The sequence below is a fragment of the Leptospira barantonii genome (assembly GCF_002811925.1).
Lineage (GTDB): Bacteria > Spirochaetota > Leptospiria > Leptospirales > Leptospiraceae > Leptospira > Leptospira barantonii.
On sequence record NZ_NPDS01000002.1, the window covers coordinates 190,505 to 213,801 of the forward strand.

Annotated in this window: 27 protein-coding genes; 18 read left to right on the forward strand and 9 right to left on the reverse strand. The window is 43.9% G+C overall.

Annotation, left to right across the window (positions count from 1 at the left end; genetic code table 11):
- Positions 1-159 precede the first annotated feature (159 nt).
- Positions 160-2,940: a transcription elongation factor GreA gene (greA, locus tag CH367_RS05610; RefSeq protein ID WP_100761519.1), complete on the forward strand. Its 2,781-nt coding sequence runs from the start codon at positions 160-162 to the stop codon at positions 2,938-2,940.
- 135 nt (positions 2,941-3,075) lie between these two features.
- Here greA and CH367_RS05615 read toward each other — a convergent pair whose 3' ends face one another.
- Complete coding sequence (locus CH367_RS05615) at positions 3,076-3,327, reverse strand: hypothetical protein (RefSeq protein WP_100762059.1); 252 nt, start codon at positions 3,325-3,327, stop codon at positions 3,076-3,078.
- A gap of 300 nt (positions 3,328-3,627) precedes the next feature.
- Here CH367_RS05615 and CH367_RS05620 point away from each other — a divergent pair, with 300 nt between their 5' ends.
- The 17 genes from CH367_RS05620 to CH367_RS05705 all read left to right on the forward strand — a co-directional run bounded on the left by CH367_RS05620 (position 3,628) and on the right by CH367_RS05705 (position 16,595).
- The gene (locus tag CH367_RS05620; RefSeq protein WP_100761520.1) at positions 3,628-3,996 is read left to right on the forward strand and encodes a helix-turn-helix domain-containing protein; all 369 of its coding nucleotides are present in this window, start codon (positions 3,628-3,630) and stop codon (positions 3,994-3,996) included.
- 341 nt (positions 3,997-4,337) lie between these two features.
- On the forward strand, positions 4,338-4,862 hold the full coding sequence (locus CH367_RS05630) for a phage neck terminator protein (RefSeq protein WP_100761522.1): 525 nt from the start codon (positions 4,338-4,340) through the stop codon (positions 4,860-4,862).
- Entirely contained in the window at positions 4,859-6,238 is a 1,380-nt protein-coding gene (locus CH367_RS05635; protein ID WP_100761523.1) for a DUF3383 family protein, read from the forward strand. Before CH367_RS05630 ends, CH367_RS05635 begins: the two co-directional genes overlap by 4 nt.
- 13 nt (positions 6,239-6,251) lie before the next feature.
- Positions 6,252-6,662: a phage structural protein gene (locus tag CH367_RS05640; RefSeq protein WP_100761524.1), complete on the forward strand. Its 411-nt coding sequence runs from the start codon at positions 6,252-6,254 to the stop codon at positions 6,660-6,662.
- Positions 6,662-7,048 carry an LIC_12613 family protein gene (locus tag CH367_RS05645; protein ID WP_100761525.1) on the forward strand — a complete coding sequence of 129 codons (387 nt, stop codon included), beginning with the start codon at positions 6,662-6,664 and terminating at the stop codon, positions 7,046-7,048. Before CH367_RS05640 ends, CH367_RS05645 begins: the two co-directional genes overlap by 1 nt.
- 43 nt (positions 7,049-7,091) lie before the next feature.
- Positions 7,092-7,310, forward strand: a complete 219-nt coding sequence (locus tag CH367_RS05650; RefSeq protein ID WP_100761526.1) for a hypothetical protein — start codon at positions 7,092-7,094, stop codon at positions 7,308-7,310.
- A 33-nt stretch (positions 7,311-7,343) separates the two neighbouring features.
- Complete coding sequence (locus tag CH367_RS05655) at positions 7,344-8,984, forward strand: LIC12611 family phage tail protein (RefSeq protein ID WP_100761527.1); 1,641 nt, start codon at positions 7,344-7,346, stop codon at positions 8,982-8,984.
- Positions 8,984-9,595, forward strand: a complete 612-nt coding sequence (locus CH367_RS05660; RefSeq protein ID WP_100761528.1) for a phage baseplate protein — start codon at positions 8,984-8,986, stop codon at positions 9,593-9,595. Before CH367_RS05655 ends, CH367_RS05660 begins: the two co-directional genes overlap by 1 nt.
- Positions 9,596-9,606: 11 nt before the next feature.
- Positions 9,607-9,945, forward strand: coding sequence for a phage baseplate plug family protein (locus tag CH367_RS05665; RefSeq protein WP_100761529.1), 339 nt, complete (start codon positions 9,607-9,609; stop codon positions 9,943-9,945).
- Positions 9,942-10,760 carry a phage protein gene (locus tag CH367_RS05670; RefSeq protein ID WP_100761530.1) on the forward strand — a complete coding sequence of 273 codons (819 nt, stop codon included), beginning with the start codon at positions 9,942-9,944 and terminating at the stop codon, positions 10,758-10,760. The genes CH367_RS05665 and CH367_RS05670 overlap by 4 nt, the downstream gene beginning before the upstream one ends.
- Complete coding sequence (locus CH367_RS05675; RefSeq protein ID WP_100761531.1) at positions 10,757-11,440, forward strand: Gp138 family membrane-puncturing spike protein; 684 nt, start codon at positions 10,757-10,759, stop codon at positions 11,438-11,440. The genes CH367_RS05670 and CH367_RS05675 overlap by 4 nt, the downstream gene beginning before the upstream one ends.
- Positions 11,437-11,781: a contractile injection system sheath initiator gene (locus CH367_RS05680; protein WP_100761532.1), complete on the forward strand. Its 345-nt coding sequence runs from the start codon at positions 11,437-11,439 to the stop codon at positions 11,779-11,781. The genes CH367_RS05675 and CH367_RS05680 overlap by 4 nt, the downstream gene beginning before the upstream one ends.
- Positions 11,782-11,783: 2 nt before the next feature.
- Positions 11,784-12,998, forward strand: coding sequence for a baseplate J/gp47 family protein (locus CH367_RS05685; protein WP_100761533.1), 1,215 nt, complete (start codon positions 11,784-11,786; stop codon positions 12,996-12,998).
- Positions 12,995-13,969, forward strand: coding sequence for a phage tail protein (locus CH367_RS05690; protein WP_100761534.1), 975 nt, complete (start codon positions 12,995-12,997; stop codon positions 13,967-13,969). The genes CH367_RS05685 and CH367_RS05690 overlap by 4 nt, the downstream gene beginning before the upstream one ends.
- A gap of 154 nt (positions 13,970-14,123) precedes the next feature.
- On the forward strand, positions 14,124-14,975 hold the full coding sequence (locus CH367_RS05695; RefSeq protein WP_100761535.1) for a hypothetical protein: 852 nt from the start codon (positions 14,124-14,126) through the stop codon (positions 14,973-14,975).
- Between the two features lie 40 nt (positions 14,976-15,015).
- Positions 15,016-15,873: a hypothetical protein gene (locus CH367_RS05700; RefSeq protein ID WP_100761536.1), complete on the forward strand. Its 858-nt coding sequence runs from the start codon at positions 15,016-15,018 to the stop codon at positions 15,871-15,873.
- Positions 15,870-16,595 (forward strand): DUF4376 domain-containing protein, encoded by a 726-nt coding sequence (locus CH367_RS05705; RefSeq protein ID WP_100761537.1) that lies wholly within the window; start codon positions 15,870-15,872, stop codon positions 16,593-16,595. Before CH367_RS05700 ends, CH367_RS05705 begins: the two co-directional genes overlap by 4 nt.
- A 96-nt stretch (positions 16,596-16,691) precedes the next feature.
- Here CH367_RS05705 and CH367_RS05710 read toward each other — a convergent pair whose 3' ends face one another.
- From CH367_RS05710 to CH367_RS05745, 8 genes are all read right to left on the reverse strand, one after another.
- The gene (locus CH367_RS05710) at positions 16,692-17,570 is read right to left on the reverse strand and encodes an alpha/beta fold hydrolase (RefSeq protein ID WP_100761538.1); all 879 of its coding nucleotides are present in this window, start codon (positions 17,568-17,570) and stop codon (positions 16,692-16,694) included.
- 24 nt (positions 17,571-17,594) lie between these two features.
- Positions 17,595-18,893 (reverse strand): adenylate/guanylate cyclase domain-containing protein, encoded by a 1,299-nt coding sequence (locus CH367_RS05715; protein WP_100761539.1) that lies wholly within the window; start codon positions 18,891-18,893, stop codon positions 17,595-17,597.
- 89 nt (positions 18,894-18,982) lie between these two features.
- Positions 18,983-20,014 carry an ATP-grasp domain-containing protein gene (locus CH367_RS05720; protein ID WP_244284488.1) on the reverse strand — a complete coding sequence of 344 codons (1,032 nt, stop codon included), beginning with the start codon at positions 20,012-20,014 and terminating at the stop codon, positions 18,983-18,985.
- 55 nt (positions 20,015-20,069) lie between these two features.
- Positions 20,070-20,594, reverse strand: a complete 525-nt coding sequence (locus CH367_RS05725) for a hypothetical protein (protein WP_100761540.1) — start codon at positions 20,592-20,594, stop codon at positions 20,070-20,072.
- A gap of 135 nt (positions 20,595-20,729) precedes the next feature.
- Complete coding sequence (locus CH367_RS05730; protein ID WP_100761541.1) at positions 20,730-21,308, reverse strand: energy transducer TonB; 579 nt, start codon at positions 21,306-21,308, stop codon at positions 20,730-20,732.
- Positions 21,309-21,319: 11 nt separating this feature from the next.
- Positions 21,320-21,739 carry an ExbD/TolR family protein gene (locus CH367_RS05735; RefSeq protein ID WP_100761542.1) on the reverse strand — a complete coding sequence of 140 codons (420 nt, stop codon included), beginning with the start codon at positions 21,737-21,739 and terminating at the stop codon, positions 21,320-21,322.
- A 4-nt stretch (positions 21,740-21,743) separates the two neighbouring features.
- On the reverse strand, positions 21,744-22,163 hold the full coding sequence (locus CH367_RS05740; RefSeq protein WP_010575466.1) for an ExbD/TolR family protein: 420 nt from the start codon (positions 22,161-22,163) through the stop codon (positions 21,744-21,746).
- 29 nt (positions 22,164-22,192) lie between these two features.
- A complete protein-coding gene (locus CH367_RS05745) occupies positions 22,193-23,017 on the reverse strand; it encodes a MotA/TolQ/ExbB proton channel family protein (RefSeq protein ID WP_100761543.1) in 825 nt (274 codons plus the stop codon).
- Positions 23,018-23,297 lie beyond the last annotated feature (280 nt).

A 23,297-nucleotide genomic window follows, 5' to 3' on the forward strand; every position in this document is an offset into this window, starting at 1 on the left:
CCGAAACCCGGCTTTACCGGGAAATCCCCCTCTTTCTAAATTCTGGTTTACGGATAAGCCAACTCGGCTATAATTGATAAATACAGGGCTGTCAGAGAGGAATTTAACCCCAAACGTCCCAATTTTCATCAAGCCGAGACTCAATCGGTGGAGTATCCTATGTCTAACGAAATATCAGCAACTACGGAATCCAGACCGGCCAGCGATCTGGATAAGCTGACATCTCTTTTCAACGAAGAAATCTACGTTCGCACCGACGCGAACTCAATTCCTGCATCCAAGTTTAAGATTTTTGACGACCTCATCGAATTTTATAAATCGGCCGGAAAAATAGACGAAGCAAAACAGAAAATAGAAGAATATCTCGGCGAACACGAAGACAGCATTTCTGCACGTTATCTACTCGGAATTCTCTCTCTGGAAAGAGGGGAGATCAGCGACTCCGGTCTTTTAAAAAACCTATTAGAATCTTTTAAAGTAGCGAGTAAGTGGACGATCATCGAACACATCACCGATCAGATCCTGAAATACGGGGATCAAAGACTCGCTTTGAAATACAAGGCAGAGGCCCTCGAAAAGTTAAAGAAGAATAAGGAACTCAAACCGGTTCTGGAAAAACTCGCGAAACACGATCGCAAAAACCCCGAAATCTTAAAAAAATACGCGCTTTCCATATTAGAAGAAAATAAAGAACGCGCGATCACATATCTCAAACAAGCGATCGAAACTTTTGCGAAAACAAAAGATTACGTTCAACTTGAAGAGATCTGGCCGATCATCGTAAGCAACAACCACGAAGACCTTCAGTTTTTCGAAAGAATCGAAAGAATCATGTTGGGTCATCGTGAAAGAACGAGACTTGTAGGTTATCTTTATCCGATCGTTGAACCGTACAAACAACTCGAAGACTGGGACAAGGTCATTTATCTTTTAAAGAAGATTCTCGAACACGAGGCTTCTTCCAACAAAGCAAGAAACGAACTCATCCGCGCTTATAAAGCGAAGTATGCAAATCATTCCCTTCTCGAAGACTTCCTCAAGATGTCCGAGATCGGAAACAATAGAAAACCCATCAAGGTTTGTATCGCCAACTTCGAAAGAAACATCGTGTTCGACACGAACAACTACGTTCTTCATAGAAACTGGGGAGTGGGTAAGATCACTTCGATTTCGCCTAACGGAGATTCTATCTTCGTGGACTTTAAGGATAAAAAGGATCATAAACTTTCGATCCAGATGGCGATCACCAGCTTAAAACCTTTGAAAAAAGATCATATCTGGGTGAAGTTCTACGAAAACAAAGAAGAGATCGTGGATCTTTTCAAGAACAACATTCCGGACTTCTTCAAGGAATTGCTGACTTCTTTCGACAACAGAATGTTGACCGCCGATATCAAGTCCGAAGTGTCCGGAAAATTCTTACCCTTGGCCGAATGGTCGAAGTGGTGGAACAAGGCTAAGAACGTAATCAAAAAAGAACCGAACATCGGTTTTGATCCTAAGAAAAAAGACGAACTCGTTTATCGTGAAAAGGCGATCTCCTTGTCGGAAGAATTGTCCGAGAAGTTCACGCACCAGACCGATTCGAACAAAAAACTCGATATCGCAATGGAAGCCCTGGACAACCGCGAAGACGCGGAAGGTGCGATCGAAGCGTTCAATCATTTTTATTACGAAGAAGAGGAAGCGGCGGATCCTGTTCGCAAGTTAGTCGCTTTCTTGTATCTGCAAGCGGCGTCGGAAGAACTCGGTGACGAGGAAATTCCGAGACATTTGACCGAACAAAAAATCGTGGAGCTGATCAAATCCCTGCCGGTAAGCACGTTAACCGAAATTTCTACGAAAATCGGAAACGTGGAAATCAAAAAGGGTTATGTGAATCTGATCCGCAAACACGCACACAGTGCGGAAGAGGTTTTGACCGGAATTCTATTCGAAGTTCCGATCAAGGTGAACAAATACGTATTCTCCATTATGGAAGAAGAAGGAAAGTTCGATCTTCTGAATGCGTTTATCAAATCCGCGGGCACAAGAGCGAAAGAAGCTCCGGAAGTTTTTATCTGGGTTGCGAAATCCATTCTTACCAAAATCTGGGAAGGGGAATGGATCGTTTCTTCCAAACCGGAAGAACGTCTCGAACTGATTCTGAAAGTTTTCCGTTTGTTCAAACCTCTCACTAAGATCGAAGACAAGGGAACCAAACTCAAAAACGCGTCCAAGGAAATTCTCCATGGAAACGACGACGAGGTTTTACGCGAGGCGATCAACGCGGGAGATTCGGAATACATCCGCAAGTTATACGCTCTTTATAAGGAAGTTCCTTACTTTACGGATCTTGAAAAAGATCGTTTGTATTCTTTGATCGTAGAGTTGAAACCCGACGTCGCTTGGGAAGAAGACGAAGACGAGGATGAAGAGGACGACGACATTCTTACGCGTATTCCCGAAGGTGCGATTCTTGTTACAAGACGCGCTCTCAACCGCAAAAAGGAAGAATTCGAACATTTACTCAACGTGGAAATGCCGGAGAACTCCAAGGATATCGGGGAAGCTCAGGAAAGAGGGGACTTGCGAGAAAACGCGGAATACAAGGCCGCGATGGAAAAACAAGTTCAGCTTCAAGCGGCCATCAAAAGACTCGAAGCCGAAATCAAAAGTGCGATCATCTTGGATCTTACCAACGTCAAAACGGACAAGATCAATATCGGAGTTACCGCGAAACTCAAGAACGAATCCACCGGAGAAGTTGTCGCTTATTCCATTCTCGGGGCTTGGGACGCGGATACTGAAAGACATATCATCAGTTATCAGTCTCCACTCGCTAAATCCCTTCTTGGAAAGAAAACGGGAGATTCCGCGGTATTGAACCTTACCGGCGCCGAAACGCGTTATACGGTTCTTGAGATCGGAAGATTTTCTCTTCAAAGCCAAGAAGACTAAAAATCACATTCAAATATTCGAATGTGCTAAAATCCCGGATTCCGATTTGGAATTCGGGATTTTTTTTGTCCCGATGCCGATGTGCGTGATCGCCACGGGTCGCCCTGGTCACTTCGAGATTTGTCCCAAACGTTTCTACGCGGTTTTGGTTTTGTATGTTTCCGCTTCTTTTTCAGCGGTCAATAACGCAACTTCGACCGGTAGAATATGCCGTTGCATGTAAGTAAGAAGTTCTTCCGCGTTGAGTTTTTGAATCATGGTTTCGGGAATTCGATTCCAGCACTGGTCGAACACCGATCTTACGTTCAATCCCTTCGTTTTGAGATCTCCAACTTGATCGCAGAGAAAGCGGATTCTCACTCGATCTCTTTTGATTATATTTGCCATTTTTCTCTCCTTTACTTGCGAATCTTCCGACAATCTCGCTCCTTTTAAACGAAGCCGAATCGATCCTTTAAGGCCCGTCATTTTGGACCTAAGTTTCCACGTTCCTTTCCAAACAGTTTATTTCCGACCCCGGACAAAAACTCCGTGTTCGAAAAATTTTTAGACGTTTTCTTTTGAAAAAAGTTTTCGCGAGGATTTCAAGTCTATTTTTTTCGTTCGCTCGGTCCCTGAAAATAGATTCAAAATTATGAATATAGATCGGTGCTTGACAGAATTGAATCTCTTTCTTTCGGTTGGTCTATGATCGAAATAAAAAAGAATACGGACCAAGCTCGTTCTCAAAACGAAGGTTCATCGAAGAAGGTTGTCGGATTTTCACAGGAAGGTTCTCTTTATAAAAATTCGTTCGGTAAGGAACGTTCGAAGAACGTTTCCTCTTTACCGATGCAGACAAATCCGGCGATTCCAAAAGAACCGAAAGATACGATGACCCCGAAAGAGGTTGCGGCCTTGTTGAAACGATCCGTTCGTAGAGTGGGGGATTATCGCAGGGAGGGATTGCTTGGAAAGTTTTGGAAACTGCGGGACGGAAGCGTTTTGTATTCGCGGATCGGAGTTGAGGAATTTTTTAGATCTCACTTTGTGGAGTCGGATGATTCCTGCGAATGATTTTAGAATTGAAGATTGCAAACTGTAGAATATTCTAAATATCTTAAGCGATCTCGGTTCTCGATATTTCTCCGCAGTCGGCGCGCTCTTGCGCGCTTTTTATTTTTGTCCATCTTAATATTCGTCGGTTCAATTCTTCCGACAAACTAATCCTGAATCAAAATTGTCTTGTGTTATGAAATAAACAAGGTCTGCGATCTTCATTCTTCCCTGAGTCGATCACTCCCTTCGCTTTGGGACCGTACGGAAATTCAGGTCTATCCCGTGCGTTCACGACGTAGATTTCTTCCGACATGTATCGTAAACTCGGCGCATCGGTTTCAAGGAGACGAATCGGAAACATGAATTTTGAAGATATAGAATCGGCGATGAACAAGATGATTACGGAGATCAAAAAACCGGATCCTCCGATTTCTTTCGTTCTCGCGGATCAAACGGAATTGCCTACGACCTTTCCATACGGCACTTATAAAATCGTTCAACTGAATCAAGATTCTTCCGCGAACGCTTCTCGTAAAATTCAATCGATCGATTCCGCGACTTTTAAGGAAACGTTTAGAATCAATCAAACAGTTTCCATTAACATAATATTCTTACATGACAGTTCGATCGCAACTTGTTGGGAACTTTCCGAAAAGTCCATGGATTGGTTCGATTCGAAAGAAGGTACGATCGAATGCGAGAAGTTCGGAATCACTCCGGTTCTCGTTTCTCCGAACATTCAGGACAAAACCGTTTTAACCGAAAACGCGACGTATCTATACAAAGCGAGCTTCGACATCGTATTCAAATTAAGAAAGTATAATGAAAAACAAGGCGAATCGACCGCGAGCGCACCAACGGTTGAATATCAGGAGGAAGCATGAGCGCACAAACAGTCTCTAAAATTGAGCCGATCAGTATCAATCTATTTCTTAGAAATACTCCGGTTTCTCAAATGGGATTCGGGTTACCTTTGATTCTTGGAGTCAAGGCACCAACCTATTCTTTACAAGTATCCAGCGGTCCGAGCGGACTGATCTGGAAATCGGTCACTTCGGGAAACGTGTTTATCCAAGTTAAATACGTCGTTGCCGGAAACAGCACGGCTCTGAGCGTCGTTCGCTCCGGAACCGGAACGGAAAACGATCCTTATGTTGTTTCGGTTAACGTTGCAACGGATGCGGGCGGCGTCGCTACTTCTACGGCACACCAGATCAAACTTGCCGCGGAAGCGGTTTCGAACATCGCCGGAGCGACTAAAATCGTAGACGTGATCGAAACGGCAAGCGCGGGAAGCGGAATCGTTTTCGCATTCGCTCAAGCGCCTCTGGCTTTCGAAAGATATATGGAGATTTCCTCCGCCGACGATCTTTTGGGGATGGGTTTTGTTTCTTCGGATAAGGAATATCTGCAAGCTACTAAAATTTTCAGACAAACTCCAAGACCGAAGACCGTAGCGGTATTTCTTCTCACTTCTTGGGCGAACGCGGCCGTTGAAATCGCCGCTTTGAGAAATTCGGGAAAAGACGCTTGGTTTAAAACGACTGCGACCACTCATACGAAATCCGAAATACAAGCGTTAGGCGATTATCTCGCATCCATCGAGAAGATGTTCTTTGCTTGCACGGACGACGTAACCGTTCTCACGGGAAGAAATTCCATCTGGGAATACTTTACGATTCATAAGAATCCGGATTCTTTTCCGGAAGCCGCGTGGGTCGGAAATTCTTCTCCTCGTAGAGTCGGTTCGTATAACTACGCTTATCTGCCTCTCGACGGAGTTGAGAATTCCGGTTACACAAATTCTCAAACGAGTTCCATCTTTGCGGACAACGGAAATCTAATCGTTGATTTCGGCGGTAAGCAGGTTCCTTATCCGGGAGTTTCCACCGGGAACGTTTATGCGGACGTGGTTGAAAATCGTTCCTGGTTGAAGGCGCGTTTGAAGGAAAACATCACGAGTCTTTTTTTAAACTCGGACGTCGTTCCTTATACGATTCAAGGGATTCAGATGATCGAAGCGAGAATGCGAGAGGTTTTTTCTCAAGCAGGCGTTCAAGGAATCGTCGCACCCGTCGAAAACGAATCCGATAAAACGCGTTCCGATCTGGGAGATTATCAATATAAGATTCATCTTCCCGAAACGATAGACGAAATTCCGACTAACGATCGCAACAATCGGATTCTTCCCAACATCACTTTCTCGTGCCGCTTGAGAGGAGCGATCAACGAAGTCGACATCGACGGCGAATTAACCTAAGGAGCAATCAAGAATGAACGGTATTTGGGATCCAAAGAAATTAAACGTGAACTGCAACGGACGAGACGTGTCCGGAATGAGTCAAGCGGACGGGTACTTTAAAATCGAACCCGTAACGAAGGAATACATTCTCTCTCAAGTGGGAATCAAAGGAGATTGGAACATCTCGGAAGTATATGATGGAAGAGTAAAGTTGACTCTGACTCTTATGGGAGATTCCCCGGAGAACCAATACTTCTTCGCCTTAGGCGAAGGAAGACTTCCCTGCGTGTTTACGATTAAGGATAAAAGCGACGGAGGAATGTTAGGTTTCTCCGCACAAGGTAGAGTTTGGGAAAGACCGAACATCGAAAAGGGAAAAGAATACAAGGACATGGTCTGGGTGTTTCTTCTTCCCGATTACAAAGGAGTAATCACGGCATGATGACGGATAACGTTTCAAAAGATTCGGCGCAACCGGATAAAATTTTCGTTAAGAAGGAATCCTTGGAATCGGAAGTTTCCGTTTTTCCTTCGGAACCGATTTTGGAGACGATCGACGACGACGCGAAAGTGGCTCAGATTCATTTCGTGGACGGGCGCAGGTATAAACTTCAACATCCGGGAAATAGAAAGGCGCTCCGCTGGAGACAAGAATCGATCTCTTTAACCGAGGGACTCAATCAGGATAAACTGATGGATAAATTCTTCAAGTTCTGCGTTAGACCGATGGGTCATTCCTTCGAACCTACGTTAGACACTATTGAGCCGAATCACGTGGAGGTTTGGCTGAATATAGCGAATCGATTTCTTAAGTGGGAGTTGGAATAGGAAGTTCCCGGATTTAAGATACAACCCTTCCGCGGAAGAATGGATGAGGTGGATTGATGAAGAGATCGATCGTGAGCTTTACTTCTGGAAACCTTTCATCCTCGGTGCGGCGCAGTTTACGAGCAGAGAGCTCGAGAACGCGCCCACCGTTCTTTATATGAAAATATTGGAAGTGGTGGATCGAAGAAAAAAAAGAGAAGCGGAAGAAAAGGCGGAAGAGTTGAAGTTTCTGGCGAAACTGATTCACGGTTCGGGATTTTAAACGCTGATAAGAAGGATTGGAATAGGAAAGAATATGGCCGAGCGGGACGTAAACGTTAAGATAAAAATTTCTGTGGATCCGAAGGATTCTTTTACACTGATTGAGAAGGACGTCAAAAAATTGAAAGAGCAAGTATTAGCTTTTTCTGATGCGATGACTTTGGTTTCTCAAAAAGGCGTTAAGTCCTGGAAGGCTTTGAAGGATTCTGTTTCGAGTTTTGCGAGTAAGAAATCCGAATTATCGACCTTTACGGAACAGACAAAAAAACTCGATTCGAGCCTGAGCGGTCTTTCTTCCAAGCTGAAAGGAATGGCGAAATTACCGAACCCGTTTTCGGAGATGACAAAGTCCGCCGATGCCGCCGGAAAAAAAGTCAAGGAATTGGATTCAGGGTTGGCGACGAATGCCGCAAAGACTTCCCGTCTGAGCGGCGCTTTTTCAACCCTGAATACGGTCGCTACGTCCGTTTTTCAACAGATCATCGTTCCTTCGTTTAAATCCGGAATCGAATTGGATAAACAAAGATCGATCTTAAAGAATCTGGCGGGAGACGGATATTCCAAACTGCAAGCCGCGATCAATAACACGATCAAAACTTCCAAAGGACTTCATACTCAAACGGAACTTACAAAAATCACCGATGATGCGATTCGATCGGGATATTCGATCGATTTTATCTCGAAGAATCTTTCCGGTCTTCAAATGGCGAGTAAACTGACCGGTAATGAATTGTCTTCGTCTATGACGCTGGCTTTTAAAGCGATCGAATCGGGAAATGACGATTTTTTTAAACATAGCGGCGCTCTTTTTTCCGCTTACTCCAAAGACTTTCAGAAGATCAACGGCTCCGCGATGTCCGAGGCTGACAAAAGAATTGCACGAGAAGAACTGATTTTTCAGGCACTTAATAAGAATAAAACATTACAAAACTCTTATAAAGAAGAGATGAAAACCGCATCCGGGATTCTGGAGCGATTTGACGGCGGAATGAACCGTCTATCGGAGAGCCTAGGGACGAAAATGGTGGAATCGATGAAACCTCTCTTCGATATGCTCTCCGATTTAATCGACTACTTCACCACCGGAGAAGACGCGTCCGAACGTTTGCAAACTGCGATGATCCTTTTGGGAAGCGTCCTTGTGGGAGTGTTCGGTGCGCTTGCGGTCGCCGCCTGGAGCGCCGTCGCACCTTTGATTCCGTTCATCGCCGCGGGTGTTGCGATCGGATTGGTCATCGGTGGCATTATTCTAATATTCAAAAACTTTAATAAAATACTGGATGCGGTTAAAAACGGATTCATGAGTCTCTTAACGTCGTTTCAGAATTCTAAAATCGGATCCTGGTTCGGTCTTTTGAAGGCGTCCGGCGCTCCTCCGCCCGCACAAACCGGTAACGTTACCAATGTAAACGACGCGCTCATTACCAAACACGGTGAGATCGTAAAATTTCATCCCGATGACAACGTAGTCGCCGTCAAGGACTTAGGCGTGTTAGGCGGTTCCAAACAGAATCGTAGCGGCGGAGGAATCTCCGTAAATATCGCCAACGTAGTGTTAGGTTCCGCAACTAGAAAAGAAGATGCGTCTGTATTCGCATCCTATTTGGAAAAGGAATTGGATAAAATAGCGTTGAAGATCGGTCTTGCGTCCGGTCTTACGCCGGAGGGAGCATAATGGGAATTTTAACGGGAAGAGATACGATCGCTCTAACGGACGGCGACGATGAAATCGAGATAAACGTTTCCTTCGATTTGCAATATACATATCCCGCCGAGATCACGAAACATACGGTCGAAAAGGAAAAAGGTAAGACCATGTTGACCGATCACGTGATTCCGGGAAACAGAGGAATCACGTTAAGCGCTCTTCTATCTTCGTCCTTCGGTGTTTTGACCTTATCGAACAAAACGGTCGATGAGAAGTTGGAAACATTGATCGCATGGCAGACGAGCGGAACGCTTCTTACTCTTTTAGGTTACGGAACTGGCGGAATCATCAGCCGCGTTTTGTCGATGTTACCGTCCGTCTTTCGTTATGTGGAACCGGACGATCCGGATAAACGATACTTAGGAAGATCGGTTGACGAGATTCCGAATCTTCTTCTCGGGGACATTTCCTTTTCCGAATCCAAGGATACGGGGGACGATATTCCGATTTCGATTTCCATCTTCCCGATTCTGATCGCGGAAGCCAAAACGAGAGAGTTAAAAAGTGTAAAGTCTGGCGGAAAAAAACCGACCAAGACCGTTTCAAAATCCGGAGAGCCTGTTCCGGGAAAAGGTTAGAATTTTATTATATGCCAATATATCAATATTTACCAGTGGATCCGAACGTATTTCCGATCCGCAACACATACGAGATCGGTTCGAAAGATTATGAATTCGAATTCGCTTACAACGAAGTGGGGGATTTTATTACGGTTCTCGTGAGAGATCAGGACGGAGTCGATTTGTTTTCTTCCCGACTTGTATACGGTGTTCCTTTCAATCACGTAGTCGTCGATGAATTTCCGATTTCCATTCTTCTCAAACCCTTGGATCTCGATGATCTTTACCGCGAAGAGTTTAAGGATATCCCGGTTAACCTCGATACGTTGGGTTCCAGCGTACAAATTTATGTGGAGGAAACGTTATGATCGGAAATCCGAAATTATTCGGAAGAGTGGCTTCTTTGGAGATTCTTCCCAAAACGGGAAGCGGCAAAGAATTCACGTATCCACCTTTCGATATCGAATTCGAAACAGAAATCGGGCCGATGAATTTGACCACGGTGACCTTATACAACGTGAATCAGGATACGATGAATCTGATCGAAGGTAAATCGAAAGGAACCGGATTACAATATCCAAGCGCGTTTTTAAACGCGGGTTATAAGGACGAAAACGGTTTGGTAGTTAGCGGTGAAGTGATTCGTCCTAAGATGACACAAGAGGGAACGAATCGTATATTGGAGTTTCAGATCAGTGCGAACGCAGGCGCATGGTCAAGTTCTTATATTATGAAAACATACAGCAAACTTCCCGCAACGACCGTGATTCTTGATATTTTGGATCGCGGAAATCTCAAACCGGGAAGAATCAACATCGCGGATAACAAAATTATAAATTTCAGCGCGAATACTTCGTTAGGCGATTGTATTCTACGTTTTTGCTCTTTGACAAAAACGCAATATTGGTTTCAGGACGGACTTCTACACATAGATTCATTACAACCTCAGAAAAAACCGAGCGCGATCTTTTTGGATGATTCTTCCGGTCTGATCGGCGCTCCGGAAAAGGGACAGAAAACTTGGAAGATCAAAAGTCTGTTTCGACATAAATTCAAACAGAATGTGATTGTCTCCGTAAAAGGGGGAAGTCTCGACGCCGATTGTAGAATCTTAAAGGGAAAACACGTCTTTTCCACGCTTCAATCCGAATGTTATTCCGAACTGGAGGTTCTACCTTTATGAGTCTGGATGAAATGATTCTCGCCGCGATGAAAAAATCTCTTTCAAGGGTTCAGGTTGGTTTGCCTGGAATCATAGATTCCTTCAATTCGAGCGAAATGACGGCTAACGTTAAAATTCCGTTTAAACAGAAAGACGGAACGGGAGAAGAGAAGTCCTTTCCTATCCTTTCGAACGTCCGAGTGGGTACGATGTGGGCCGGTGATTTTTATATCAAACCCGATTACAAACGCGGGGACAAGGTTTGGATTTCATTCTCCACACATGATATTTCGGAAGCGGTTCGAGGTGTAAGTTCGGTTGTCTCCGATTCCTTATTCGATCTTCAAAGCGCTTGTATCGTAAGCGGTTTTAAAGGGGAGACGGATGCTCCTGCGACCACGGCGAATCAAGCCGGTTTAGTGATCGGAAATAAGGAGGGCAAGTCTCTCATTCAGCTGGAGGACGATCGTATAAAAATCCAAGGCGGTCTAGTGGATCTTTCCGAATACGCTGTGTTAGGTGAAACATTGGCCGACCTGATCAAAGCGATTATAGACGTTTTTATAAACAATGCCGGAGCGTTTACTACGAACACTTCTCAGGGAGTGCCTGCGGGTCTCGGAGCTTCGGTTGTCAATCAACTCAATATGAGAAAGGCGGAAGTGGATCAAATTCTTTCGAACAAGGTAAAGATAGGATGAAAGGAATCAAGATTGAAAACGGGGATGTGGTTCGTTTCCAAGGTAAGCCGGTTGTATTGGAAGATGCAGAATACTATTCCCAAAGAATCAAACACGCGATTCGTCTTTCCATCGGTGAATCCGTTTATGAGCCGTTAGTCGGTCTGGATTGGTACACCGTTTTTTCGACGAAAATCCCGAGAGAAAGGGTTTTGGTGGAAATTCGCAAAATTCTGATCAAGGATCCGGAGACCGTATCGGTGAATCGTATCGAAATCGTAGAATCGAACGACTTCGATAGAAGAATATACATTCAATTTTCTGCAAATACTATTTTCGGAATCGTAACTGAGGAGGTTTGATTATGGCCGGTGTGACAGAGCAAGGTTTTATACGTAAGACAAGGGACGAAATTCTTTCCGATCTCGAGGAAAAATACAAAACGAGCTTGGGACAGGACATCGACCTTTCCATTTTGAGCGAGGACGGAATGAGAATGAGAATTCTCGCGGATGAGTTGGATTCGATCCATCAACTCGCGGAGGCCGTTTTTTATTCGAACTTCGCACATACTGCGACGGGAGCATCCTTGGATCGGGTTTTGAATCCTCTGGGAAGCGAACGTCAGCCTGCAAAACGATCCATTGTCGCATTAAAATTTTTAGGAGTGAACGGTTCCTTCGTCGACGTGGGTACAATTTGTCAGACTGGAAGCGGTCTTCAATTCATCACGATTCAATCCGGTACGATTTCAAGCGGATTTGTGATCTTAAACGCACAGGCCATGAATCTCGATTACGGAATCAACGGAGATGTTGCGGCTAACGCGATTAGCACGATCAATACAGCGGTAGCAGGTGTGGATTCGGTAACGAACCCCGATCCGGCTAGAGGTGGAAGATCGATCGAAACCGATATCGAATATTTGAATCGATTCTTTAACGAAGGAATCAACGGAGGTTCATCGGCGGCTAACGTTCAGGGGGTTTTGAATCAGATAGAATCCGTTTTAACCGCGATCGTTTATGAAAACAATACGGACTTCGTCGATGTGGATGGCAGACCTCCACATTCGATGGAAGCCGTGATCGAAGGAGGTGCTCCCGAAGAAATCGGAGAAGCTCTTCTCCGAAACTGGCCCGGTGGAATCGAATCCTTCGGTTCTCAAAACACGACCGTCATCGATACGAAAGGAGTCGCGAGAACGTATTGCTTCAATCGACCCGCAGATGTTCTTGTTTTCGTAAAGATCGATATCGTTCGAGACTTGGCTCTTTGGGTTCCAGGTTCGGAGTCCATCGTTAAAACGAATTGTATCAAAGTAGTCGGCGGCGTCGATACGATCGGAGCGACTTCCACTGCGTTCAAAGGCGACGGTACGGGCGCGGACGTATTCTCTTGGAAGTTGATCGCGTCTCAAAGCGGACTCAGTGAATACGATTCGGTAAAAGTTTTAGGAATCAAGTCAATGACCGCAAAGGTCGCACTGTCTTCGCCCGCGAATCTGGATGAACTTTCGATCAACAGTCGTCAAAGGGCGAAATTGATCACCGCGAATATTCAGGTGAACTTTATATGACCGAGTTGAGCGACATTTTACAAAAATACCCCTCTTCGCTTTTTACGAGAGAGGAAGATTCCCAAATCGGAAAAAAATGGAAGGCCGATCTTGAGTTGTTAAACGAAGTGCGTAACGTGTTTGAGTCCTCGAAAGGCGCTACCGATTTCAGAACACAAAGCGGAGCTATTCTCGATCTGATCGGTAAAAATCTAAAACAACCTAGAGACGGAATGGACGATTTTAGATACAGGGTCTTTCTTTCGATTGCAAGACAAAAAAGAAAATCAAAGGGAGACATTCATTCCATGAATGAGATCGGATCCCAAATTCTTGCCGGAACGGGAACGTTATACGAAATCCAAGAGCTTTGTTACGGTGGAGAACCGTTGCTTCTCGACGGTTTGATTACGTTCAATGGGGAATATCCGTTATCGGGAAATACAAAAAGACCCGCTACAATTCGAGTGATTTTCACCGGTTCCGTAGATACGGTCGTTGTTACGCCGGAGTTTAATAAGGCCATTTCTCAAATTCGAGCGGGTGGGGTGAATTCGATCATCAATTATCGTTTTGAAACTTCGACCTTATCCGGTAGACTTTACAATTCGGCGCTTCGAACCTCTGCGTTAGACGTAACATGGGCGATGAACGGAGTCACCATACTCTCGATTCCGAACGCAAAAATTTTACCGGATCAGATTGCGTTTGGGATCGGTGGCCTAAGCTCCGGAACGCCGAGAATTCCTCAGGCAGGAGATACAGGCTTACAAAACGAGGTTTTGAGAAAATCGATTACAATTCAAAACAACCCGGACGGCTCGAGAATTTTCAAAGCCTCTATAAAACAAGCGGAAGCAATCGGAGCGGGAATTAACGAACTGGGATTGTTTGATCGAGACGGGAATTTGCTTTTTTTGAAAACGTTCCCCTCCAAACCCAAGGACAATTTGATCGTATACGATTTTGCAATTCACGAGGAATTCGAGTGAAGATTGTAAGGTCTTGGTTCAAAGATCCGTAGCATGAATGTATTCTGCACGGTCTCAATGCATAAATATTTTAGAAGATACGTTCGGTTCGGCCCGGCGTTCGATAAATATATGTAAAATTTATAATATTCTAAATAAAATTTAAGGAGTCAATATGGCAATATTCAATCCGTCAAAAACCATTACATGGAATAGAAGCACGCCCGCAGACGGTGATTTGATAGACGACGAGGTGGATCGTCTCTATGGAAACGATCAATATTTGAAGGATAGAATCGATCAAACCGATGCGAATTTTTCCGCGGCTCGGATTCCACTGGGAGGAATCGTAGAGGATAATTTGGATCAATGCTCGTCGGCGTTGTTTAAAGACGCAAACGCACAGGCAATTTCTCGTACGAGTTTTTCCGCGCTTTGGAATTTGATTCACAAGACGGTTACCGGGATTACGCCCGCGACCGATCGAGTCAATCTTACCGCACACGGTTGTGTAGAAGGTCAGTTGGTAAAGTTTGCATTTACCGGGGGCGGTGTTACCGCGCTTACGAAATACTATGTTCGTAATCCGACTACCAATGATTTTCAGATTTCTACGACACAAAGCGGAACTATTATCGATCTTACCGCTTCCCAGACCGGTGATATGCTTACGAACGTAGAATACGGTTTTGGAGACGGTTCGACGACGTATAATGTTCCGGATCGAAGAGGAATTTTTACAAGAGGGGCCGGTGTAAATGGATCGAGAGCTAAGGCATTGGGCGGGAATTACGATGGTGGTTCGATTGGGTTTGAGGGGCAAGATCAGTTTCAAAGATTTTTGATATCAACGAAGCAAATTTTGAATGATTCCTTTTCCTCCGGCGCTTATGGCTACAATGCAATTTGGCTTGGAGGTTATGAGGAGCTTACACCTAAAAATGATCCCGCGGGAGGTGCTGTTCGCCTTGGAACCGAAACAACTCCTGCATACATCGCCGTAAAATTCAAAGTAAGAGTGGCGTGATTAATGTGTCTCCGCGTGAAAGCAAATAAGGAGGTAGATAGTGGCAGTATTTAATGCGACAAAAACGAGAACATGGACCAAAAATACTCCCGCAGACGGGGATATGATGGACGATGAGTTTGATCGTCAATACGAAAGTCTTCAGTATTTGAAAGACCGCATTGATGTTACGGATAACAATCTTTTGAATTTTCTAATACCGATCGGCAGTATTGTAGAGGATAACTTGAACATTGCTCCTTCTTCTAATTTTAAGGAGGCGAACGCGCAAGCGATTTCTAGAGCGACCTTTTCTGTGCTTTGGAATTTTGTCTCTAAGTCGGTTACCGGTATCGTTCCTGCGACCGATCGAATCAATGTTACCGCGCATGGTTGTGTGGAAGGTCAGTTGGTAAAGTTCGCTTTTACGGGCGGCGGCGTTACTGGTCTTACGAAGTATTACGTTCGTAATCCGACTACCAATGACTTTCAAATTTCTACGACGCCTACTGGATCGATCATCGATCTTACTGCTTCTCAGACCGGTGATATGATTACGAATGTTGAATACGGTTTTGGAGACGGTTCGACTACGTATAACGTTCCGGATCGAAGAGGAATTTTTGCAAGAGGGGCCGGTGTACATGGAAGCCGAGCTAAGGCATTGGGCGGGAATTACGATTCAGGGGTTGTTGGAACGGAGGGGCAGGACCAGATACAAGCATTTGGTATCAGAGCGCGTTATGAAAACTATAATCTATTCGGTGGCGGCACTAACATTTCAGTTTTGAATTTTACCGGGGTTGCATACGATACGCTTTTAAATACACTTGTTGCATCTACGTCAGGAACTCCTCGAACAGGTAACGAAACAACACCTGCATACATCGCAGTAAAATATAAAGTGAGGGTAGCATGAATTATATTATCGATAAAGAAACTAAATCCGTAGTTTGGATCAATTCCGATCCGAGTAAATTAGAAGGTCGATCCGCTTGGTCTTTGTTTGATTCAAAGGTGCATCAGATAGCCTATGCGGTACATTACAATCCGAAAATCGGCGATGAGTTCAAAGCCGATTTAGAGGATGGAATTGCAAAGGACTTCGAGAATCAAAAAGTCTATCACAAGACCACAGGCACGGAAAGGGTTCTGCAAAGTTGGGAAGACGAGATTGATCCTGAAACGGAAACATTTGCCGAACCGTTGAAGGACCAAACCGGGAATCCTTTGCCGTTTCAAAAATATACCGGCTCCGAATGGGTTGTAGACGAGAATTTAAAAAGAGAATCCTTGCTTTTGCAGAATAAACAGATTTTTCTTTCGAGAAAGGAATTTTATCGTGGAACGGTCGACTTTTCGGGTGCGGTCTGGGATTCCGGAAAACAATATCTTGAGAATATTCAAAAAACATTAACTCTTTATTCCAAACAAAAAATTTCAGGCCTTCCTGACTGGAGAGATGCGAACAATGCGTTTCATATACTCAGCTCGGAAGATTTGTCCGACCTGGCGGAAAAAATAGAATTAGATCTCTTTCGCGCGGGCCAAACCCTATATACGAAAAAATGGGACGTTGAAGTCAAAATTCTTTCCTTACAGGAAAATGAATTTTTGGATTTAGTTTCCCTTTGGAGTTGAGTTTCTCGTCGGATCTGAAATCGAATTAGTATTAGAAAATTAAAAGAACCTTAGATCGAGATGTATATTCTCGGTCTGAGGTTCATTCGAAATTCTTTATTTAACCAAATCCAAAAAGGTTTTTTCCAAAAGATTTTTTTGAGTCCAAGGGATAAAGTGATTCTCTTCATCCAATGTGATCGTTAGAAGTTGAGATTTTGGAAGTTGGTTTTGAAAGTATTCCAGGTTTTGAAACGGGACAAGAGAGTCTTCTTTTCCGTGAATCAGAATCGTTTTACAAGAAATTTTTTTCCAAAAAGGTTCCAGAGAAAATAACTGCGGTTTCAGCGGAAGCATCTCGTCGTTGCTGTTTCGAATTTCCTGAGGTAACATTCCTTTTACCCAGTTCCAATCGGCGATCTTGTTATACCACTGGATTTCCTCTTCTTGAGAACTCAAAGGCGCCGCTAATAACACCAGAACATGAATTTTGTTTTCGGAAATGGAAGCGATTCTTGCGGCGATCGGTCCTCCGTATGAATGGCCGACTAACGTAATTTTAAGAGTTTCGTTTTTTCGAATCGAGTTTGAAAATTTTCCGATCGCATCGTTTAAAATAACGGCTTGTTTCTCGACGTCCGCGACAACTTCGTTCGGATCGGATTTTCCGAACCCGGGTCTATCCAAAGAAAGAATACAATACTTTTCCGTTAACTTTTTGTTTTCCAAATACCAAGCGTAATTCTGCCAACCGCCGGGCGAACCGTGTATGAATATTAGAATATTCTCCTTTTCGGATTCACAACCGCTTGCGACTGCATAGATATTTTTTCCCTTGGATTCAAGGAAGAGCTCCTTGTATTCCGCGCCGGATTCCTTCAATTCGACGAGGCTTTCTTCCGATTTTTTCTTTAGATCCTCGGGGACACGACAGGATATTCCGATTAGAAAAAGAAAAATTAATGAGAAATAAAATAAAGAGCGGTTATGGAGCATGAGTAGGATTTTCAAAGAATCTTCCTAAACGGGAAATTCTCCCCTTTGAATTTGTGCGTAAAATCTGAGAAACGTCTGATTCGGTTTAAATTCGTCTTCGGGATCGTGCAAACCTTCTCTTATTTTTTTGACGAGATACATATCGATCTCGCCTTTGTTCTTCGCTTTAATTTTTCCTCTATGTTCACATACGAAAAAATCCTTTATCCTTTCGTATGTTTCGCTTGAGATGTTGACTTCTCCCGGAACTCCCGAGCTCTCCATCCGACTCGCGGTATTCACCGAATCACCCCAAATATCGTAGGCAAATTTATCCGTTCCGACCACACCGGCCACCACGGAACCGGTATGAATTCCGAGTCTTAGTTCCCAACAGGGTTGGTTTAGATTTTCACTTTCCCGTTTTTTTAAACGCATAAATTTCTGGAATTCGAATCCGCATAACACCGCGTCGATGCAATGGGTTTTGTTCGTAAGAGGAATTCCTCCCGCGGCCATATACGCATCTCCGATCGTTTTAATTTTTTCCATGTTGTGTCTTTTGGTGATGGAATCGAACTCTCTGAAAAAGAGATCGAGTTCGCTTAACAATTTTTCGGGTGTCATCGTCTCCGCGATTTGTGTGAATCCAGCCATGTCCGTAAAAAGAACGGTGACACTTTCATAACGCATCGGAACTACGTAATCGTTTCTTTTTAATTCTTCGGCGACCGTTTCCGGGAGAATGTTAAGAAGCAGAGAGTCGGATTTTTTTCTTTCTATGTTCAGATTTCTCGTGAGAATAAAGATCAAAATTCCCGTTAAAATCTGAACGAATAAATAATTTCCTCCCGCGTCTATGTATCTTTCCGTATCGTTCGGATACGGTTTCACGAATCCACGATTGAAATATTCCGTTCCGTATAAGAACGCGGTCGCGGCGGCGTATATCAAATATACGATCCATACGTTGTGATTTCTTAGAAGAATCGTCGCGATTACAAGAGCGGGTATGAAGTAATAATGATTTCCGCCGATCGATCCTCCGTTGAAGAACCACATAGAGGATAGATAGAGAAGAATGGTGAGATTGAAAGGCCAAAAGAGGGCGTAGTATATGTTTTTAATTCTCGATAAAAAATACATTCCCATCAAAAGAGTTCCGGAAACGAAATTCAGAAGAAAGATCACCATATAATTTTCGAGATAGAAGGAAGAGAAGGCGCCGAATATGTTTAGAACGCCGTTTAAAAAAGCGATCGTGTTGAACAGTCTGTGTTCCAGTGAATTCTTTTTCGGATCGCCAAATATAAAGTATACGATCTTAAGAATGGAATGAGTCATTTTTTTATCCTTCTATTTTCTTTGTCCGTGTTTATTACGGTTTTTGAATGGGTTCCGATCGGACGAAGTCCACCTTTTGAACATCGGTTTCAATCCGATCTAGGATTCACCTTTCTATCTCCGGCGTAAAAACGGAGCAGGGTTCTTATGATCTCGATCAAACTCGTTTTGGGAATTCCGCGTTTTCGATTTTCGGAACCGATTTTGAACAAAAGATTCCATTGTTTGAATAGAATCGAATACATTTTCCAAATCGAAAAATTAGGATCGTATAAATTCGTGGATTCGGAAGTGATTCCGTTCAATTCTACGATTCCGAATTCTTTTCCTTTTTTGAATGTGTCCTCGGAGCGATAACGAACATCGTATCTTCCGAAATAGAAACCCGAAAATGTTTTCGAAATCTCGTCTATCCTCTCGGTCAATTCTTCCGTTACTAAATGGCTTCCGTCCGTAAACAAAGTCCCTTGACAATGGTTTCCGGCTTCGGCTAAACGTTTTATTTCTCCCGGATTCAAAATCGTATTCCATTCTTTTTTGTGTCTTTCGTAAAAAACTTTCCATTGATATCGGAACCGAGGATGATCGAGAATCAATTCCCCCAAAGATTCTTTTCCGTTTCCTTCCAAGATCGGAAACGTCTTTTGTGTGATTGAAAAGATTCTCCCCTTGTCTTCTCCGGGAAAACGATAGTAAAAAATTCCCGCTTCCTCGGGCCCCGCATGATATTCCTGCGCGATCAGATCCACATTCGTAGACTTGAGAGATTCTAAAACTTCGGAATCGTTTTTTACGAGTTTTAATCCGGCCCCTCTTTGACCGGCGTCCGGCTTGAGTATATAAGGATATTTGAATTTATTTTTTGCGGCTTCCAGAGTCCGAACTTCGAATTCCCTTTCGATATTTCCGTTTTCTCTGGATACTTTCATAAACTTTAATATATGTTTCGATTTCAGATTTTTTAGGATTTGTTCTTTGGATTCTCCGACAAGACCGCCCAGCGGGATTCCCGGATTGGCGGCGCAGATCGTACCGAAACCCCAATGACGGATCGTTAGATAAACTATGTATGGAACAAGGGGCGCATAGAACAGCCAAGCGGGCCAGAATTCAGGTCGCATTAATTTTTTTAGTTCGATTCTTCCGAAAGAAACGGCTTTCTTTGGAAGAATCGATTTACGATTTGCGGACGCCGATTTTTTTCTGAAACTGAAGAGTCGATAAGGCGACTCCAAATTCTTCCGGTAGAGAAACATTGGTTAAAAAGCACTCCGCATAAAGTTTGATGATCGCCATGTGATGAATCGTATGTTCCTGAACGTATAAAAATTCCCGCTTTAGATTGCTTATGGTTTTTCCTTCCAAGCCGGAGTTTGAATCCACGAGATAGACGAGTTCAATGATTTTGTTTTCGTCGATTCTTTCGAGTTTTCCGAGCAGTTCGAAAATTTTATCTCTCGCGGCGAGGGGAGAGGTTTCGTAAAGAGGATTTCTTTTTCTTTGATCGTAGGAAACGCTGGATACTTCGATTCCGTCCGCGAGATTCTCCAATACTTCGATACAATGACGAACGTGTTTTCCTATGCTCGAACCTTTTACCTGAGTGATCTCTTTTGAATATTCGATTTCTTCAATGATCGATAGAAGATCCGTGAGTTGATGGAACGTGCGCTGAATGTTTTTATATTGTAAAGGTAACATCGCTGAATTCTTCGGAAGAGAGCTTTCGAGGTTACAATGTGAATATTTTTTTTCCCGATTTGCAATCAATTAAACCGGAAATTGAAAAAGAAAGACAGAGCCGAAGCCCTGTCCGTTTAAGTTTTCGAGTGGGGTTTAATAAAGACTGAATCGAACCGGTATGAGAACTTTTACCGTGATCGCTTTTCCTTCCAGAATCGAAGGCGAATATCTTTTTTTGTAGAATGCTTCCACCGCGGATTCTTCCAATCCGAATCCGAGCGCCTTTCCTACGGACCGAACTCTCAACACTTCTCCGGTATCGGCGATTACGATTTCAAGAGTTGTAGTTCCGGATATACCGGCGGCTTTCGCTTCGCTCGTAAACACGGGGATAACGTTCGGAGTTAAGTCGACCGGAGCGGTTGCTCCTGAGATGACCGCGTCCTGCGCTCCGGCGATTCTCGGATCTTCCTTCTTTTTCAGCGTATCCGTTAATTCGAAGTCGCCGTCTTCGGGCGCTCCTTCCGCGGGTTCTTGAATCGAAAGGTTGTCTATGAACGCCACTTCTTCCACGAGCTTCTCCAGTCGATTGAATTCGATCGAAGGTGTGTACCAAAAAAGTAGAATCAATATCTGTATGACGAAAGAAAGTCCGATCCATGATTCGTACGGATATCTTTCGATAAAACGTCTTAGTTTTACTTTGAGTTTATTTTGAGTCCCGGTATTCAATGCCAGTTCCTTTATTTCAACCCGCCGCCCTGGGTCGTTTTCGTCACCAGAGAGATCTTCAGCGCGCCTGCGTCTTGTAAGGTTTCGAACACTTGATCCAACTCGGCGTAAGGCAATTCCTTATCCGCGTGGATCAGAACTTTTAAGTCCGGTGTGGTGGTTAGTTTCGCTCTTATGTTATTGATTGCTTCGTTGATCGGCATCTTTATAGAATTATAAAATACGGTTCTATTCGGATCCGCGCTCAAGTAGACGTTCGCGATTTTCTTGTTCAACTGTTCTCCGCCGGGAACGTCCGGCAGAGCGATCGGGATATCCGGGTCGGTATCCAATACGGAAGTAACCATGAAGAATACGAGCAGAAGGAACGCGATGTCCGCCATGGAACTTACGGGAATCGACGGAGGATTCTTTTTCTTTTTTAAGCTCATTGGTTTATTTTAACCTTTTGACGGAGATCAATTTGAATCCCCGCAGTTGTACGGCCGAAAGCGCGTCGAGCATGTTTCCGTATTTCGTTTCGCCTGTCGTTTTTATCAATGCGACTTTGTTCGCGATATCGGGAATCTCCAATAGATTCAACTGCTGACGGAAATCGTTTAGATTTCTGTAATCCTTCGTACCGATGGATTTATTTCTCATCTTGATGGTTTCGCCCGTCACGAGAATTTCGTAAACGTTTTCCCGAAGAACCGTCGTCGGGTTCGCGTTCTTTCTCGGAAGTTGAATGTTCAGACCTTCCTTTACGAAAAAGACCGCGGTCACCATGAAGAACACAAGAAGAAGAAATGCTATATCCGACATCGAGGATGCGGAGATTTCTTCCAATACGCGTTTCTTTTTTATTTGGATCATAAAGATACCTTTATATTACAAAAACCGAATTAACCTTTTTTGGAATTTCTTTTCAGGAATTCTTTGTAGATTCTGTTGGCCGCTTCTTCGATTTCGGAAGTAAAGCCGTCGATTCTTGAAGTAAGGTATTGGTGGAATGTCATCGCGGGAATCGCAACGATCAAACCTGCCGCGGTCGTGATCAAGGCTTCCTTGATACCACCCGCAACTACTTTCGCGTTTACTTGATCCGCGTTTGCGATCGCGTCGAACGCGTTGATCATCCCGGATACGGTTCCTAAGAACCCGATGAGTGGAGCGATTGTCGATACCGCCGCTAAGATTACGAGTCCTCTTTCAAGAACTGTGATCACTTCGGCCGCTTCTCTTTCCACACCCTTTGCGAAAATTTCCGCGTCTCCGGAGGAAACGTCGATACCGCCGGATAAAACCTGAGTGATCTTGTAATCCTTTCTTTCATCCAAGAATCCTTGAACCGCGTCGAGTCCTTTGGAATCCATCGCGTCTCCCAAGTCTATGTTGTAACCTTTAGGAAGAAGTTTCGCTGTGGATAAGAAATAAATTCTTTCGAAGATGATTCCCAATGCAACGATCGAAGAAAGAGCAAGAGGATACATGGTCCAACCGCCGAGAAGAAAAAGATCCACGAATCCCCAGCTTTTTTCCGCTTTCGGAGCGGGTGCGGGAGTTTCGGCTGGAGCCGTTTCGGTCGCCGGAGTTGTAGCTTCGGTTTTAGTAGGTTCGGTAACTTTATCTTGAGCTAAAATTGCGGTAGTGGAAAGGGAAATGAGTCCCGAAAGAATGAGCGCGGTTGCTACCCATTTGAATTCTTTTTTTATGGAAGAAAATTTCATCGATATCTCCGATCAAAATGTGATCGTAATATAGGGGAGAATTGTTACCGCAAGATTACAAAAGAATTACGGGTTTGCGACTTCAGAAAGCGCGTCGGGGTTTCATCCGCTTCGTTTTATGGAAAGAATACGAAATAGTTTCTAAACGAAGACAAGGGTAGAAGTTCGAAAGCGACAAACAAGAAGCGGTTCAAAGAACACCGTAGAAATGAAATGAAAATGGGAAAGACAGGAAAGGATTGAGAATGAAGCGAGAACAAAAGTAAGAACTCGCTTCATC